General features: G+C 25.0%; 12 protein-coding genes. 6 read left to right on the top strand and 6 right to left on the bottom strand.

Annotation, left to right across the window (positions count from 1 at the left end; genetic code table 4):
- The first annotated feature begins 140 nt into the window (after nt 1-140).
- Both Q346_RS0102070 and Q346_RS0102065 read left to right on the top strand, forming a co-directional pair.
- A complete protein-coding gene (locus Q346_RS0102070; RefSeq protein ID WP_027332858.1) occupies nt 141-1,052 on the top strand; it encodes an SPFH domain-containing protein in 912 nt (303 codons plus the stop codon).
- Between the two features lie 92 nt (nt 1,053-1,144).
- On the top strand, nt 1,145-1,570 hold the full coding sequence (locus Q346_RS0102065; protein ID WP_027332857.1) for a Dps family protein: 426 nt from the start codon (nt 1,145-1,147) through the stop codon (nt 1,568-1,570).
- A gap of 42 nt (nt 1,571-1,612) precedes the next feature.
- Here the strand turns inward: Q346_RS0102065 and Q346_RS0102060 are convergent, their stop codons facing one another.
- The 4 genes from Q346_RS0102060 to Q346_RS0102040 all read right to left on the bottom strand — a co-directional run bounded on the left by Q346_RS0102060 (nt 1,613) and on the right by Q346_RS0102040 (nt 11,440).
- Nucleotides 1,613-7,972 carry a rhoptry family protein gene (locus tag Q346_RS0102060; RefSeq protein ID WP_027332856.1) on the bottom strand — a complete coding sequence of 2,120 codons (6,360 nt, stop codon included), beginning with the start codon at nt 7,970-7,972 and terminating at the stop codon, nt 1,613-1,615.
- 109 nt (nt 7,973-8,081) lie between these two features.
- On the bottom strand, nt 8,082-8,855 hold the full coding sequence (gene mf1 / locus Q346_RS0102050; protein WP_027332855.1) for a diacylglycerol cholinephosphotransferase Mf1: 774 nt from the start codon (nt 8,853-8,855) through the stop codon (nt 8,082-8,084).
- Complete coding sequence (locus Q346_RS0102045; protein WP_027332854.1) at nt 8,845-10,677, bottom strand: aminotransferase class V-fold PLP-dependent enzyme; 1,833 nt, start codon at nt 10,675-10,677, stop codon at nt 8,845-8,847. The genes mf1 and Q346_RS0102045 overlap by 11 nt, the downstream gene beginning before the upstream one ends.
- A gap of 115 nt (nt 10,678-10,792) precedes the next feature.
- The gene (locus tag Q346_RS0102040) at nt 10,793-11,440 is read right to left on the bottom strand and encodes a hypothetical protein (RefSeq protein ID WP_027332853.1); all 648 of its coding nucleotides are present in this window, start codon (nt 11,438-11,440) and stop codon (nt 10,793-10,795) included.
- A 52-nt stretch (nt 11,441-11,492) separates the two neighbouring features.
- On the opposite strand from Q346_RS0102040, the gene Q346_RS0102035 reads away from it, so the two are divergent.
- The 4 genes from Q346_RS0102035 (at nt 11,493) to Q346_RS0102020 (ending at nt 16,262) form a co-directional block, all read left to right on the top strand.
- Nucleotides 11,493-13,316 (top strand): hypothetical protein, encoded by a 1,824-nt coding sequence (locus tag Q346_RS0102035; protein ID WP_155946927.1) that lies wholly within the window; start codon nt 11,493-11,495, stop codon nt 13,314-13,316.
- Nucleotides 13,317-13,421: 105 nt separating this feature from the next.
- Nucleotides 13,422-14,225: a Cof-type HAD-IIB family hydrolase gene (locus Q346_RS0102030; RefSeq protein ID WP_027332851.1), complete on the top strand. Its 804-nt coding sequence runs from the start codon at nt 13,422-13,424 to the stop codon at nt 14,223-14,225.
- A 73-nt stretch (nt 14,226-14,298) separates the two neighbouring features.
- The gene (gene obgE, locus Q346_RS0102025) at nt 14,299-15,567 is read left to right on the top strand and encodes a GTPase ObgE (protein WP_027332850.1); all 1,269 of its coding nucleotides are present in this window, start codon (nt 14,299-14,301) and stop codon (nt 15,565-15,567) included.
- 8 nt (nt 15,568-15,575) lie between these two features.
- Complete coding sequence (locus Q346_RS0102020; protein WP_027332849.1) at nt 15,576-16,262, top strand: pseudouridine synthase; 687 nt, start codon at nt 15,576-15,578, stop codon at nt 16,260-16,262.
- Nucleotides 16,263-16,289: 27 nt separating this feature from the next.
- On the opposite strand, the gene Q346_RS0102015 is transcribed toward Q346_RS0102020, so the two are convergent.
- Together Q346_RS0102015 and Q346_RS0102010 are read right to left on the bottom strand one after the other, a co-directional pair.
- The gene (locus Q346_RS0102015; RefSeq protein ID WP_027332848.1) at nt 16,290-16,940 is read right to left on the bottom strand and encodes a deoxynucleoside kinase; all 651 of its coding nucleotides are present in this window, start codon (nt 16,938-16,940) and stop codon (nt 16,290-16,292) included.
- Nucleotides 16,940-17,605, bottom strand: a complete 666-nt coding sequence (locus Q346_RS0102010; RefSeq protein WP_027332847.1) for a deoxynucleoside kinase — start codon at nt 17,603-17,605, stop codon at nt 16,940-16,942. The genes Q346_RS0102015 and Q346_RS0102010 overlap by 1 nt, the downstream gene beginning before the upstream one ends.
- Between the last annotated feature and the right edge of the window lie 71 nt (nt 17,606-17,676).

Here is a 17,676-nt window from a genome sequence, read left to right as displayed (position 1 = left end):
ATCTCAAAAGTCTGATAGTAAGAAAAAAGCGAGAAAAAAAGCAATTAAATTTAATGATATTCACTTGCTCAATGCTTAAGTTTCTTAAGCATTTTTTTATATAATTATTTAACTAAAAATATTAGAAGGAGGAGCAGAATATGACAGATGGCGCTATTATAGGACTTATTTTAGGTTTATTCTTTTTAATTCTACTCATGATTTTCTTAGCAATGGGAATTAAAGTGGTTAAGGAAACAGATTTTTTAATCATTGAAAGATTTGGTAAATATCGAACCACATTACAAAAAGGTATCAATTTTATCATTCCTTTAATTGATAAAATCAGAATTAAAGACAATACTAAAGAAAAAGTTTTTGATTTTCCTGCTCAACAAGTAATTACTAAAGATAATGCCACAATTCTTGTGGATACTGTAGTTTATTTAAGAATTCAGGATCCTAAATTGTTTGCTTATGGAGCAGAAAAACCAATTGTTGCAATTAGAAACTTAACTTCAACTACTTTAAGAAATTTAATTGGTGAATTAGAATTAGATCAATCATTAACTTCAAGAGACACAATTAATTCAAAATTAACTGCAATTTTAGATCGTGCTTCAGATCCTTGAGGAATTAAAGTTAATCGAATCGAATTACAAAACATTATGCCTCCAAAAGAAGTGCAAGAAGCAATGATTAGACAAATGCAAGCTGAACGTGATCGTCGGGCTCAAATTTTAGAAGCAGAAGGAATTCGGGAAAGTGAAATTTTAAAAGCTCAGGGATATAAAGAAAGTTTAATTTTAAAGGCTGAAGCTAATAAAAGAAAAATCATTTTAGAAGCTGAAGCTGTGAAAGAACAATTAATGTTAGAGGCTGAAGGTAAAAAGTCTGCTTTAGAATTATTAAATCAAAGTCCAATCAATGAATCAATTTTACAACTAAAAGCTATTGAACAATTGGGCACATTAGCAAATGGCAATGCTACTAAAATTATTTTGCCTCCAAATTTAAAAGATGTAGCTTCATCAATGGCTGTTGCGCAAGCTGTGATTGAAAAAGAAAAATAATAAAGAAATGACAAATATCAAGTTTGTCATTTTTTTACAAAATTTATTATTGTTTATATAATCTTAAATTAGTTAAATTAAAAAGGAGAAACATGAAAAATATTCAATTATTAAAAACTTTAGAAGCAACTTTAATTTTAATGCAATTAAAAGTTAAAAACTTTCATTGAAATTTAAAAGGTGAAGATTTTTTTGAAATTCACGAGCAACTTGATAAATTTTATGATGATGTTGTTGAACAAATGGACACTTTAGCTGAAAAAATTGTAATGTTAGATAGCGTAGCAATTGGTAATTTTAAAGAAGCCTTAGATCTTTCATTAATTAAAGAAGCTGAAAGTGCAAAAGTAAATGAAAAACTAGTTTTTAGTCAAATTGTGTCTGATTTAAAAACAATTTTGACTTTTTTAGAAACTAATGCAACAGAATGAAACATTTTAGTTCAACCCGTTATTGATGAATTAATTCTTTTTGCTCACACTTGAGCGTGAAAATTTAAAGCTTCATTAGGCGAATAAACAAAAACTAAACAACTTTTTTCGTTGTTTAGTTTTTTTAAATTATTTGTCAGATTTTTTATTTTTTTTCTTTTTTAAAACTAAAACTATAAAAATAGTAATAAAGGCAATTCCTAAAATTCCAAGTAATCATCACAATCAGCTAAGATTCTTTCTAACATCTGCATTCTTAGTCAAAATATCTTTAAATAAAGTTTTTTCAATTGTATTTAAATCATCAATTGAAACTTTAGTTACTTCTTTCATTAAATCTTGATCGATTTTTTGACCTTTTGCTAAAACAGCAAATAATTTTTGAATCGCTTCATTTTTAGCAAAAATATTAAATTGTTCTTTATCTTTGCTATTTAAAATTTGTGCATTTTGTTTTAATGAATCAAGTTGATAATTTGCCATTGCATCGTAGAAATGAGTTTCTGCTTGCGCTTCTTCGCTTAAATTAAGTAATTCATCTTTGATAGAAATTAATAAATTTTTTATATTTTCATTATTTTCTGTAGTTGCATAATTAGCAATTAAATCAGTAGATTTGGCTAAGTCTTTATCCAAATCTTCTCTAGCTAAATTAGTGTTAGGTTGATTATTAATGTCGGAATTTTGTCATTGACCATATAATCATTTTAAATGACTTTTTAGTTTAATAATTTCTAATGTAGCTTTAATTTGTTCTGTGTTATGAGCTAAATTATCTAAATTTTTAATTATTTCTTGAATTTTATTTAAGCTATCATTATTGCCAGTTTGATTGTAATTTTCAAGTTCAGAACTTAAATCATTTAACAATTGTTGAATTTTAGCTTCTCTTTGATTTTGGAAATTATGCAAAGTATCATAAATTTCTTTAGTTTGATCATAATCTAAATTTGCATTTAAATGATTACTTGGAGCTTCATTGTTAAGTAATTTTTTAGCATCATCTAAAACTTGCTCATATTTAGCAACTTCAGTTTCATTTAATTTAGCAAAATCTGAAGAGTCTCTAAAATCAGGTTCTTTGGCAATTTCTGCTTTTAATTCTTTCATTAATTCATCTAATTTAGTTGCTTTTTCTAAAATTTCGCCACTTTTATCAGCATTTTTGGTTTTTACTTCATTAATTAATCCATCTTTTTGACTTTGATTTAAATTAGTTAATGCATTAATTTTATTTATAGCATCTTGTTTAGAATCTACTAAATTGTCATAAATATCTTTAATCCGTTCTAATTCTCTAGTTTCATTTTGATCAGGTTGAATTTGATCAATTTGTTGAATTAGATCGCTTTTTTCTTTGTCGTTTAACAATTCATTACCTGCTATTATTTCTTTAAGCCCATTTTTATTACCATCTAAAGATTCATAGGTGTAAATTAAAGAATTATTATTAGTATTATCATCACTTAAATTAGCTAAATTATTAAGTGAATCATTTAAACCATCATCTGTTGTTGAAGTTAATAATTTTTTAGCTAAATCTAATTTAGTATCAAAATTATTTTTCTTCTCATTATTAGAAGCTTGATATTTAGCATCGTCTAAATTGTTAACTACAAAATTCACAACATTTTTTAAATTAGTCATTTTTTCAGCAACATCTTGATATTTATTATTAATGTTTGCTAAATCTTGAGAATTACTTGCATTATCAATGGCTTGAATTAAATCGTTATATTGTTTTGGATTTAATTTATCTTTTAATTCATTTTCGGCTTGTAATTTTGCATTTTCTTTTTTTGCTTGTAAAACAATAGCATCAAATTCACTTATGTTAGTAATATTATTTTCACTATCTAAATTAGCATCTTTATTAATAATTTCTTGAATATGTTGATTTTTAGTTTCTTGTGAATAATAAGTCGCTGGAATATTATTAATTTCATTAATTAATTGTTTTTTAAAGTCATTAACTAAATTAACTTCATCAACAATGTTTTCAATAGCTTCATCGTCTAAATCTGGATTTAATTTATTTTTAGCTACTGTTTTTTCATTAGTTGATAAATATGGTAAGTTATCAATTTCTTTTTTAAGTAAAATTAATTCAATTACTTTTTGACTTTGAATTAAAGCATCTTTAATTTCATCTACTTCTCTGGCATTTAAAGCATTATTAGATTCTAAATAACCAATTGGAATTAAATCTGGATTGTCAGTTTGAATTCCATTAATTGCTCGATTAGCATTTTCGACTTTCGCAAGATAATCTGCTTTGGCTTCATTATCTGTAATTGCCTTAAATTCAGGTTCTTTAACAATTAAATTAGCAACTAAAGTGGCATTTCTTAACTCTTTCATTTTTTCATCAACAATAGTTGCTGTTTCGAAAATTTTTGGAATATCGGCATCTTTTTGTCTAACTGATTCTTTATAGTAATCTTTTTGGGCTGAATTGAGATTTTCATATAAATCAATTTCATCATAATATTTATCCATATCTCTATTTCACTTATCGATTACTAATTTATCATAGGCATCTTTAAGATTTTTAATGTTTTTAGCAGTTTCTTTGAAAATTAATTCAGTATAATCTGAATTATCTGTAAGTGATGGGCTTGATAAAAGTTTATTATTTTCAATTTGATCATTAACTTTTGCATAAAGATCATCAAAATTGCCTCTATCAATATAGTTGGCTTCAATATAAGGTAAAAAATCACCTTTTTTTACTGTTTTTTCATAGAGTGCAAAATCGCCTGTATCTGGATCCAAGTATTTCTTAATTAAATCATTTAATTTATTAGCAGTTACAGAAAGTCTATATCTTTGGCCGTCAGTTTTTTTAGTTCTTAAGTCGGCTAAAATTTTATTTTTTAATTCATCAGAAAGATATTCTAGATTGGTTATTCTTGCTTCATAACTATCACCATCCAAGGCATTAGCTGTTTTATTCAATTTATCGATTGCAGCTTGAATTTCATCGGGATCAATCGTTGAATTTAAACCATCTTTAATATTGTTTGCATTAATTAAAGCATTTTTGAATTCATCAGCTTTATTTTCTGTGGCATATTTATATTTATTAATTTGGTCATCCGGATTATTACTTAAAGCGGATTTAACTAAAGCAGGATCTAAATTAGCGATTGCATCATTTAAAGCTTTCATTTTTTCGTCTAAAGCATTAAGTTGGTCTAAAAATTCATTTTTGCTTGCTTCATCAAAAGTTGAATTTTCAATATATTTATTTAATTTATCACCTTGCTCAGTTGAAATATTTTCAAGCGCATTAGCTGATTCTTTTAATTCGTTTTCTACACTTAAGTCACGATTTTGCTCTTCAATTAAATTTGCAATATTTTTATCATTTCCGTAAGCAATTTCATAAATTGTGCCGTTAATTGCATATGAACCTTTGAATAATTCTGCTTCGTTAATTTTATTTCTAATTTCTGCTTTTTTCTCTTCACCCATATTAGAAAGTGATTCTAATTTTAAAAGTGCTGCTTTTTTGGCTTGAGCAAATGCACCTTCTTCTCCAGTAATTAAATTATTTAAACGTTCTTCATTACTTTCAAGATTATTACTAAAAGTAAAATTATTGTCACTTTCTTCAAAATTGAAATTATTTAATGTTGGTTTTGAACCTTTAATAATGTTTTTTTCTGTATCACTTAAATAAGTGTATGAATCAATATTGCTATCAAATAAATCTTTGTTTCCATTTAATTTTTGCAATTTATCAGTTCAGTTGGTTTTTAAATTATTTAGTGATTTATTAGTAAAATTCTCAATGTTATCTTTTGAATCAAAAATTGAATTATATTCACTAGAAATATTAGATAAATAGCTATTAAATCAAGCATCATCTAGATTTTTTAAATTTTCATCATTAGTTTTTTTATAAACTACTGAAGAAGTGATATCAGGTAATTGTTTATAAATTTGATTAATTACTTTATTTAAATTATCTAGTTTTTCTACATCGGCATATATTTCATTTAATTCATTGTTAAGTTCAGTATTTTTTTCATTAAAATTAATTAAATCGTCAATTGTTGAGTATTGATTTAAATCATTTTGAATTTTTTGAGCTAATAAATTTTTTAATTTTTCATTATTATGCGGATATTTTAATGAAGTTATTTCAAAATCATTAATGTGATTTAATAATTTATTTAAATTCTCTTCACCATTAAAAGCACGCAATAAATCATTTACATTTTTAATAAAATTATCTAAATCGTTCCCATAATCTTGCAAATTATGAATATGAGTTCGATTTTCATAATCATAATCATCCTGAAAATTGTAATTGCTTGGTCCTGAAGCTAAAATTTGAACATTATTTCGATCAATATCACTATATGGAGATAAAAAGTATTTATTTTTATTTTCCTCTAATAATTTTTTAGTTTTTTCTTTTAATTCTTTATCTGCAAGGGCAAAATTCATTTTTTCACTAATACCACTTGGTAATTGATTTAAACTAAAAACATAATTTTTCAATAATCCGTATTTATTTTCAGCTTCTTCTTGTTTTGCATCTCATTCATTAACTAAATTTTTAAAGTTTTTATAATCAACACTATTTACAAAATTTGAAGTCGATTCTTCAAAACCTTGTGCACTTAAAATCTTATCTTTCAAAGCTTGTTTTTGTAAATTAGTTAAATGTTCTTTAGTATCAATATAACGTTTTAATTTTTCTAAATCACTCAACTCAATTTGAATATTGTCAAAAGTTCAATAAGCAGAATCTAGTGACACAGGTTTAATTAAATCGTTTTTAATTTTTCACTTTTTACTATCTTCTGGATCTGCAAATTCAATTTTTAAACGTAAATTATTTAAATTTTCAATTTTAGTAGTGCTATTAATATTATTTAAAGTACTAAATTCTGCAAATTTTTGAGTAGTAGTTAATTTTTGATTTTTAATTTCATCAAATTTAGACTTATCTACTTCAGTAATAACTCTATCACCTTCAACTAAAGTTAATTTTGTTTTAGGTAAAATATCATTTTCTGATTTTAAAGTTGCATCCTCTGGTTTATAAAATAATTTTTCTTTAGTAATAAATTTTTTGTAATATGAACTTTTACGTTCGCTATAAGTGGTAAAACTACCTCAAACTGGGAAAACTGTTCCATATTCTCCATCAAATCATAATGTTCCACCACCAATGAAACTTCAAAAAGGTCAATTCTTCGCTTCTGGTGTACCTCAAAGATTTTCTTCAGTAGATTCATTTGGACCAGTCACATGATCTGCATAAACATAACCTGTTCCTACTTGTTCACCGCTTAAATCATCTCCTTGGTTATGCATTACATCATTATAAGGTTTAGTTTCAAATTCAACTACCGCCATTGCATCAACTTGTTCTCAAGGTGATCTTCTTCTCGCGTCAATAAAGAAAGTAAAAAGTGAACCCATTGATTTATCAAAAGATTTATAAAAATCGCTTTCATTTAAATGTTTTTGATAAAGCCCACGATTTCTAAATTCTTTTTTACCTGAATCAGTTCCTCCTCTTTGATCTCTTCCATAACGATTGTTTATTAATAAATTTGCAACTGAAACTTTGCGGCCTTCATTATCTAAGTAACCACCTCAGTATTTTTTAAATTCTTCAACCCTTTGAATATCATTTCCATTATTTGTAAAATTTAAATATCAATCCATAGGAGGGTGAATATAATTAGGTCAATATTGAATATTGCTTAATTGAGCATCATATTTTGGTTCATCAAAATAAACTAAAGGTTCTCCTTGAGCGGCTGTATTAATTCTTTCTACACTTGCAACTCATGGATTAATTTCAATATTTCTATCTCAGTTAGTACCATCATTGACATTGATTGTAAAAGTTTTTTTAGCACTATAGTTGTCATTTCCTATTGTTTCATAAGAAATATTTTTTCCTTTAACAAAATAAGTAATTTTTATTTGGCCAGTTAAAATTTGATCTCTTGAAATTCAAAATCCAGCACCAAACGCGGTTCTTCCATAATTAGAAGCATATTCATCCATGTGAAATGCTATTTTTCATTTTTTGCTATTAGTTTCTTTGTTATAACCAACACCAGATCATCAATTTTTATTTTCATCATTTGTCATTCAAGTATATTGATTACCATTAGATAAATAATTATTTTGTAAATGATTATTTAAACCTTTAGCACCTTCATAATTTGGATCAAGCAGTCTATATCATCCATTATTATAGTAAGCATGATCATTATTTAAATACCTTCCTTGTTCAGCTCAATTATAATTGCCGTCTCCAAATTGATCATAATAATAACCACTAATTGTTTTAGGATTTGAATAAATATTAGGATCACTAATTATTGTTTCTTGATCATAAGTTTGATTGTCAACAGTTACATTAGTTTTAATAGTAGTTAAAGAAACAGGCAGAGCAAATAATGGTATAACTCCAGCAACATTTAATAATAAAATTAATTTATTCTTTTTCATATAATTCTCCCCAAATAATAAAAAATCGCGCCACTAAAAATAAGCACGATTTAATCAAAATAAAAGATTAGAAGCAATTTTTGCATCTACTAAATTAATAAGTTTAATTTTAGATATTTTTTTCATGATTGCTCCTATTTTGCTTACAAAACACTTTCATATCATAAAGTCCTAAATGTTCTGAAATAGCATTTTTAATTGGAATTCGTCAATTTTGTCCATAATAATGTTCTAAAATTTTTTCATAATCTTTAGGTACATTTACTTCTATTTCATCTAAAAATTGTTTTTCTACGTTAAAAAAATCAATTTTTAGATCATAAATATTTTTTTGTGCATCCTTTTTAAAAGGTCAAGTTGGCACAAATCAACAATCTTCTTTTTCTATATTATTTAATGAATTTAAAACTTCCGAAAATTGTAATTTTTTAAATAATTTAGTTCAGAAACAAACAACTTTTAAAAATTTCATTCCGTATTGAATTTTAAAAAATTTACGTTGAGTAAAACCCTTCAAATAATGAATTTTATTTTTAAAACTTAAATATTTCTTAATTTGTTTTTCATTAGTTTTCACTGCCACAAATAAATCAATAAATAATGCATCTTCACTATTATTTAAATCATTAGTTCATTTCAAACACATTAAAAAATTGTCGCTATTTTCTGTGCTTTTAATTTGATTAGGATAATTAGTAATTAAAAATTCATAAGTTTCATAATCAATTAATAAATCCAAATCATCATCTCAAGGAATAAAGCCTCGATGTCGAATCACTCCTAATAAAGAGCCAAAAAACATCACATATTTTAAATTATGTTTTTCGCAAATTGCTAAAAATTCTTTTAGCAATTCTTTTAAGTTTTCTTGTCTATTCTTCATTATTTATTTTGGCTTGAGATAAATTTTCTTTAATGGCTTTAACTAATAATTTAGCTTCTGGAATACCAATTACATTAGGTAATCCTACTCTAATTTGTGAATGTCTTCGTTCTGCTCTACCTAATTCAAAATAAATATTATTTTTGTATTCGATTGTATTTCTTAAAATTTCCGCATCATAACTTTTTGGCATATTCAAAACTAATAAATTGTGAATAATATCTGCATCAGTTATACTATCGATAAAACCTAATTTTAATAATTCTTTTTTAATGTAATTATAAGTTTGTGCTCTTTCTTTACGTATTGCTTTTAAAGTTTGGTTCTTCATCACTTTTAAAGCGGCATTAACTGCAACTAAAATTGCACTTGCAGGGGTAAATGGAGTTGATTGCACATCACGATAATATTTGTCGTATAAACGATAATCAAAATAAAATCTAAAATTATCAGTTGAATAAGCTTTTTTCATAGCTCTTTCAGATAAAACAGCAATACTTAAACCAGGCATCACACAAAAACCTTTGCCACTAGTTGCTAATGCTACATCAATTCCTCAAGCATCGAACTTAATTTTTTCATGAATAAATGACGAAACCGAATCAACAATATAAAGTGAATTTGGAGCTAATTCTTTAATACTTTGACTTAATAGTTCTATATTATGTAAAACTCCTGTTGAAGTTTCATGATGGGTAATGAAAATTGAATCAAAGGTATTTGATTTTAAAACTTTGCGAATTTCTTCTATATTAAAAGTTTGATATTCGTCATAACTTAAAATTGTTAAATCTTGTTTAGAATTAAACCGATCAAATAAAACTTTAAATCTTTTACCAAAATCACCAGCCTCAATTAATAAAACTTTGTCTTTTTTATCAACTAAATTAACTACTACCGATTCCATAGCGCCTGTTGCGCTGGCGGTAATAAATAAAGGCATTCCTTTTTTAGTTTCAAAAAATTCCTTGATTAACTCTGTGGTCTCTTCCATATAGAATCTAAACAAATCAGAACGATGGTGTAAAACACTTTCTGCTAAAATTTCATTAACTTCTGGATAATTATTAATTGGACCAGGAGTAAAAATTAAAGTATGTGAATGACTAGCATATCTAGAATCCATTTCCTTTAAATCATTAAAAGTGTCTAATTCATGAATTTTAGTATTAGGTAAAACTTTTAAAATAAATTTATTATTAAGTGTTCATAAAAATTCTTCAAAATATTTTTGCTGATTTTTAGGATCTGCAAAAAATTGATTGATTTCTTTTTTCATTTCATCAGAAGTTGTTTTATTTACAAATAAAATTCCGCTTCATGAATTTTTCATATAAGCATTTTTATCTAAATAATGATAAAGTACTTCATCTTGATCATTAGTCTTATAAATTCATTCTGCTTTTTTCATAGTAAATTTTTGAGCAAAAGCAATTGATTTATTTTCTTGCTCAATTAATTTAAAAATATTGAAAAATTCATTTTTTTCTAAATATAAATCGCCTTCAACATATAAAGTATTACTTCAATGTTTTTTTGATGCAACTAATGAAGAAATATTATTTGAAGTGTCATACAGTTCATTTTCTACTAATTTCAATTTTTTGTATTTAGTTTTTAAATAATTAAATTGTTTTTTATGATAACCAACGACAATGATAATTTCTAAATTAGGATTCACTTCTCTTAAAAATTTAATATTTCTTTCAATTAAAGGTTCACCTTTAATTTGAACTAATGGTTTAGGTAAATACTGAGTTAGAGGAGCCATACGTACTCCTTTACCAGCTGCAAAAATTACAACATTTTCTATTTTGTTCATAGATTCCTTTGTTTACTTATTTTTATTTAAAATAAATATAATTAATAAAATTATAAATTTTTAATGCCAATTTTCTCTAATTTAATTAATAAAAAAATTCAGTTAAAACTGAATCTTAATTTTTTATTTGAAATGGTCAAAATATATTGAATCATTTGACATTTGATTTAAATTCATTTTTAATTATTTTTAATTTAAATCAACTATCAATTAATAAACAAAAACTAATAATAAATACTGGCAATAATCATAATATAACTCTAATTCAACCGATTGCTTTTCAGGCACTGTATAAATATGCCTTATAAACGTATGAATCTAAAAGTATGATTGCAATTCCTAAAATTAAAATGTTTAAAATAAGAAAAACATTGGCCTTTAATTTATTGTTTCAAAATTCAAAATGTTTTTTCTTTTCTAAACGATATTGATTCAAAACTTTCACTTGAAAAATAACAGGTAATATTAATTGTTTGATCAATAATTTAAACTTTTCTTTAGTTGTCGATGTATTTATTGTACATAAATTCAAAATAGATTTAACAATTTGCAAAATTAAAAAAATGACAAACACTACAATTAAAGGTTCAAACATAACTTTTCTATCAATTAATTCTTGCTTTGGAAAAAGATCGTAATCAATCAAATTTTTAATTGTAAATCAGTAAACTAAAATTAAACAAGCAATTAGAAAACTAAAAATATCTAAAAATTTGGAAATTTTTAGTTTTCTAATTTTAGAATTAAATATTTTTTTATTCACTTCACTCATAACTATTATTATATTTATTATTTTTTTATATTATTTAAATATTATGAAAAAAGAATTGAAATATACCTTATTAACTTTAGGAACTATTGGAGTAAGTGCTGCAATCGTTTCATCAACAATTGCAATTATCGATAAAAAAAGAAATATTAAAGTTAAAGAGACTGAACAAGATTTTTTTGATAAAAATTTATTTGCCCAATATGATTTAAATTCAGCTTTAAATCAAACAGATAATATTGTTGATTTAGGTAAAAAAGCAGATATTAATATTTTTTATTCTTCATATGGTATTCAACCATTTTTTAACTTAGTACGTTTAGCAATGCTTATTCCTACTGAAACTCATTTTATTTACACAAAATCAATTCCATTTCAAAGTAAAATTAATTCAGAATATTTTGAAAATTATTTAAAAAATGAAAAATCTTTACCTGTTGTTGACAGTGAAAACCAAGAATTAATTAGTTATATAAACACTATTAATCAAGCTAATTATAATCGTTCAAAAGTTTATGCACTTGATGAATGAAATGATACTAAAGCTTATGAATATTGTAAAAAACTAGTGCATTTAAATGGAAATAAAAAAATTAACTTGTATATTAATTCCGATTTATATAAAAATGAACCGAGATTCGCTACTTTAACTTCTGAATTTCCTAATTTAGCAGTAATTGGTATTGAAGATTCAAATGTAATTGCTTATCATGCAATTAATGAGTGAATTCCAAGAGTTTATGATCTTTATTTAAATGCTGATGGAAGTCCAAAAGATCAAAATGAATTTCCTACTTTTTTAAGTCGAGATAGTATGTATCTAGTTACTAATTTATTTCCAAATATCGCGTCTTATTTTTCTCCAATTAATTATGTAGAACAACTACAAACTATGCATATTAAAAATGTTTTTGCTTTTTTCAACAATCCTGCAGATTCTCATAAAGAAATTAAAGATTTAATTTTTAGTCAAAGAGATAGGAATAGAAAAAGATTAATGACACACTGAAGCAAAATCATTGGTTTAGATTGAGAAACAGAGAGAGATATCGTAAAAAATGATTATGAATTAAATCAAAAAGAATCATTAATTATTATTGGAACTGAATTTGAAAAAGATCAAAATTTAGTTACATATTTAGCAAATAAATATGCTGATAATTACAATATTTATTACAAAGGTCATCCAGGTAAAAATGTTAATGCGACTTGAATTACAAATAATTTAAGCCCTTCTCAAATTGGAAAGAAAGTTAAATTTGTTAATCCCCACACTAATGAAGAAACTTTTTATACTGTAAGTGAAAATCATATCATTCGTGCGCTTGAAACTCAAATTTCATCAGAAGAATTAACCACATACCATGTTTTAAACTCTGAAGGAACTGCTTTACTCGATAATGGATTAAAATTCGATAAGTGAATATTATTCGATTCTGGTTCAGGCGCAACTAGAGGTATTAATAATGGTTACAATGTGCCACATGATATTTTAGAAATTATTGATCCATACTTAAATGGAAAAGAAAATGACTTAATTGACACAACTAATTCTTTATATAATCAATATATTTATAAAATTGTTTCTAATAGTATTGCTTCACAACTAATTAATTTAACTTTGACTGCTGAAGCTGAAACTAAAAATATTGATGATTTAAATCTTGATGATTTTGTTCTTAACTATAATCCTAATAAATTATTTTTTGAAAATGTAGAATTAAAAGAAATTATTAGTAAAAAAATTGAAAATAATACAGCAAAAATTGTAATTAAAGGTCAATTTCATCCCAAGGTGTTTAGGGAAAATGTCAATAATCAAGTTTATGAGTTTGAACTTGTTTTTTCAAAAAAATTAACTGCGAGTTAATTTTAAATTTAGTATAAAAAAATAATAAAAAAGTTTTTGTTTTTGCCTTCTTTAAATAAAATAATAGATGGAGCTTTTAGAGCTTTTTGAAAATAAGGAGGTAAAATGAATAAAAAACCTATCATTTTTAGTGATGTTGATGGAACTATTTACACTAGAGATGCTTATGTTTCAAATTTCAATTTAAACATAATCAAAAACAATGATTTAAGTTTTAACATTGCAACCGGTAATCCTATTTGCCCAAGGATGTTAAAATTAGCAAAATTAACTGATGCTGATTACATAATTGGATCATCAGGTTCACAAATATATGATTATAAAAATGAAAAATTTTTATATGAAGAATATTTAAATGCTGAAACAGTTAAATCAATTTTTAAAATTTTTAAATCTAAAAATATTGCTGCGGCTGCTTGATCTTCAAAAGTTTTTTACATTTTTAGAGAAGAAGATAAAGAATTTTTAAATAAAATTTATTTCCGTTCAGAAAATTTTGATCAATTTAAACTTTACACAAATCAAGAAAATTTAGAACCAATTGCTAAAATTGAACTTTATTTTGAAAGTGTAGAAAATGTTGATGAAATTATTGACTTACTTAAAGATTTAGATTGCAAAGTAATTAAAACCCATATGAATGTTGAAATTATTCCTTATGGTGCTTCTAAAGGAAGAGCAATTTTATGAATGTTAGAAAATGTTTTTACTTCTCATTCTGCTGATGAAGTTATGGTAATCGGAGACAGTGAAAATGATTTTTCAATGTTTAAACGTTTCTTCCACTCATATGCAATGGACAACGCTAAAGATGAAGTTAAAGAAAAAGCTAATAATGTAACTAAACATGTTGTTGAGCATGGATTAGGTTATGCAATTTTAGATTACATTCAAAAATTGAATGCTTAAAATAGCAAGGAACTTGCTATTTTTTTATATATTTATGTTATAAAATAAAAATTAAACTTTGAAGGAGGTAAATATGGCACGTTTTATAGATGAAATTAAAATTACTTTACAAGCCGGTAAGGGTGGTGATGGAATGATTGCTTTTAGACGTGAAGCGCACGTTGATAAAGGTGGACCTGATGGTGGCGATGGAGGACGTGGAGGTAATATTTATTTTGTTGGCGATCCTGGAAAAAATACTTTACTTTCACTTTATGGCAATAAAAAAATAGTTGCTGAAGATGGAGTTAATGGAGGACCAAAAAATCTTTATGGTGCCGCTGGTAAGGACACATATGTGAAAGTTCCTTTGGGTACAATTGTTTATGATGGCAAAAGAGTAGTGGCTGATATTATTGATGCAAAACCTTATTTAGTAGCTAAAGGTGGAATTGGTGGTCGTGGAAACGCTAAGTTCAAAAGCCCTAAAAATACTGCTCCAAGAATTAAAGAAAATGGTACAAAAGGTGAAACTTATTTAGCTAATATTGTTCTTAAAGTAATGTCTGATGTTGGAGTTGTTGGGAAACCAAGTGCTGGAAAAAGTACTTTATTAACTGCTTTATCAAATGCAAAAGCTAAAATTGCTGATTATGAATTTACCACTTTAGTTCCTCAACTTGGATTAGTTGAATTTCACGATCATTCCTTTACGGTTGCTGATTTACCTGGTTTGATTAAAGGTGCTTCATTAGGTAAAGGATTAGGGATTCAATTCTTAAAACATATTGAAAGATGTAGAGTAATTGCTCACATTATTGATTTTGGGTCTGAAGAAAAAAATCCAATCGAAGATTATCAAATTATTAATGATGAATTAAAATCATACAGTTTAAATTTAGAGAAAAAACCACAATTAGTAATTGCAAATAAATCTGATATGCCTGCTTTTTCAAAACATTTAATTGCTTTTAAAAATGCTTTTCCTGAAATTGAAATTGTTGCAATTAGTGCACTTGAAAGAGAAAATTTAAATGAATTAAAAGCTAAATTATGAAACTTAATTGAAGAAAATAAAGCAAAACCAATTGAAGAAGAACAAAAAGATGAAATTGTTGAAATTAAACTGGAAAATGATTATGAAATTAAAAAACCTTTTGCTGGTTTCTTTGAAATTTCAGGTCCAAAAATTCAATATCTTTATGATAAATATCCAATTGTTTCTTATGATAATCTTCTAAGATTTAACAACATTTTGAAAAAAATGGGTGTTTGAGATGATCTTATTGCTTTAGATATACAGCCAGGTGATACTGTCAGAATTTATGATTATGAATTCGAATGAGATGGTAATTTTGATTAATAATAAATATGAAAATTGAAAAAGTTATTAGTAACTTTAGTCCTTATTCACGATCAGAGGCTAAAAATTTAATTAAAACATCACAAGTAAAAGTTAATAATTTAATTATTGATAAAAGTGTTGATTTTGATTTAAATAAAGATATTTTAGAAATCAAAAATCAACACTTTTTTACATGTGAAAAACTTTATTTGGTAATGAATAAACCGAAAAATGTCGTTTGTTCTCATAATCAAAATGAAGGACAAACCATATATGATTTAATTCCTTCAAAATATAAATACATTAAAAATTTGCAAACTTTTGGTAGATTAGATAAAGACACAACTGGCTTAATAATAATTTCTAATGATGGTAATTTAAATCATTTACTAATGTCTAATAAAAAACATATTGAAAAAACTTATTTAGCTACACTTGATAAATCATTCAATTCTGCTGATTTGATTAAACTTACTCAAGGTTTGGAAATTGCTAAAAATGAAATTACAAAACCAGCGAAAGCGTACATAATTAATTCCAATTTAATTGAATTAACAATTACTGAAGGTAAATATCACCAAGTTAAAAGAATGTTTCAAGTTTTAAATTACAAAGTTGTTGAATTAAAGAGGATTAAACTCAATAATTTAATTTTAAATGACTTAGAATTGGGACAAGTTAAAGAAATCAATGTTGAAAATTTATTAAAATAACTTAAACAAAAAATCACTTTAAAACAATTAAAGTGATTTTTTGCTAGTCTTAAAATTTTCAATTAAATCAATAGCTTCATCCAAAACTTCTTCATTATTTTTTCCATTAGTATTAATTATAAAATAAGGTATTTCATATTGTTGCATCAGTTTAATATAAAATAATTTATATAATGAATGTAATTCCTTAAAATAGGCTTCATTTTTTTCATAATTAACAATTTCACTTTTTCGATTTCTTTTAAAAAGTCTTTTCTTAAAAGTTGCAAAATCTATATCAAGAAAAATCGCTAAATCTGGATTTTCATTTTTATTTACTAATTCATGAAATAAAGCATCAAAAGCCTTTAAGTATTTTAAGGGTTTATTTTTTAAAGTTACAAAAGCAAAAATATAGTGTTCTAAATTAAAACGATCTAAAAAAATATAATCAATTTTTTTAGTTTTTGCTTCTTCTATAGTTTTTTGTAGTTTGGCTTCAAGATTTTCAATAATATATGTTTGAAAGGCGATATTGATATTTGGCTCATTTTGATACATTCACTTTAAAAAAGTATTAAAAATCGGATCATCTTCTTCAAATTCTTCTAATAAAATTGAATTATTAAAATATTTAACTAAACCTTTGGCTAAAGTGCTTTTGCCACTACTTATCATTCCGCTGATACCAATTAGCATTATTTTGATTTTCCTTTTTGTTCCACAAAATTGTTAATTATTTCTTTAGTTTTTTCAAAAACTTCTTCTTCGTTTAAATTATCAGTATCAATTATGACGTAATTTAAACCATATTTTTCCGCTTGTTTTAAAAATAAAGGTTTGTATAAATTGAATAATTTTAAAAAATATTCTTGATTATTTTCTCAATTATCAATTTCAACTTTTCTTCCTCTACTGAATAAACGTTTTTTGAAAGTTTCAAAAGACATATCTAAAAAGATTGCTAAATCTGGTGTTTCATCTTTAGTGATCAAATGTGAAAATAATGCGTCATATCCTTTTAAATATTTTTCACCTTTTGGCATTAGATTTACATTTGCAAAAATGTAATGTTCAATACTGAAACGATCTAGAAAAATAAAATCTTTTTCTTTGTCAAGTTTCATATCATTAAATTTTTGAATTATTTCACTTAATTTTGCTGTATGGTTTTCAACCACATAAGATTGAAAACCAATTGTTAAATTGGGTTCTTTTTCATATAATCATTTTAAAAAAGTATTGAAAACTTCATTATCTTCGCTAAATTCTTCAAGCATTAATGCCTTTGGATAGGCGTTTACTAATTTTTCTGTTAAAGTGCTCTTACCACTACTTATCATTCCACTGATACCAATAATCATCTTAAATCTCCTCAAAATTGATATTTAAAAATGGGAAGCAAATTTAAAGAATAAATTTACTTCTCATTTTT

This window comes from Mycoplasmopsis gallinarum DSM 19816 (assembly GCF_000621085.1).
GTDB lineage: Bacteria > Bacillota_I > Bacilli_A > Mycoplasmatales > Metamycoplasmataceae > Mycoplasmopsis > Mycoplasmopsis gallinarum.
This window is presented reverse-complemented; position numbering and strand designations above follow the sequence as displayed.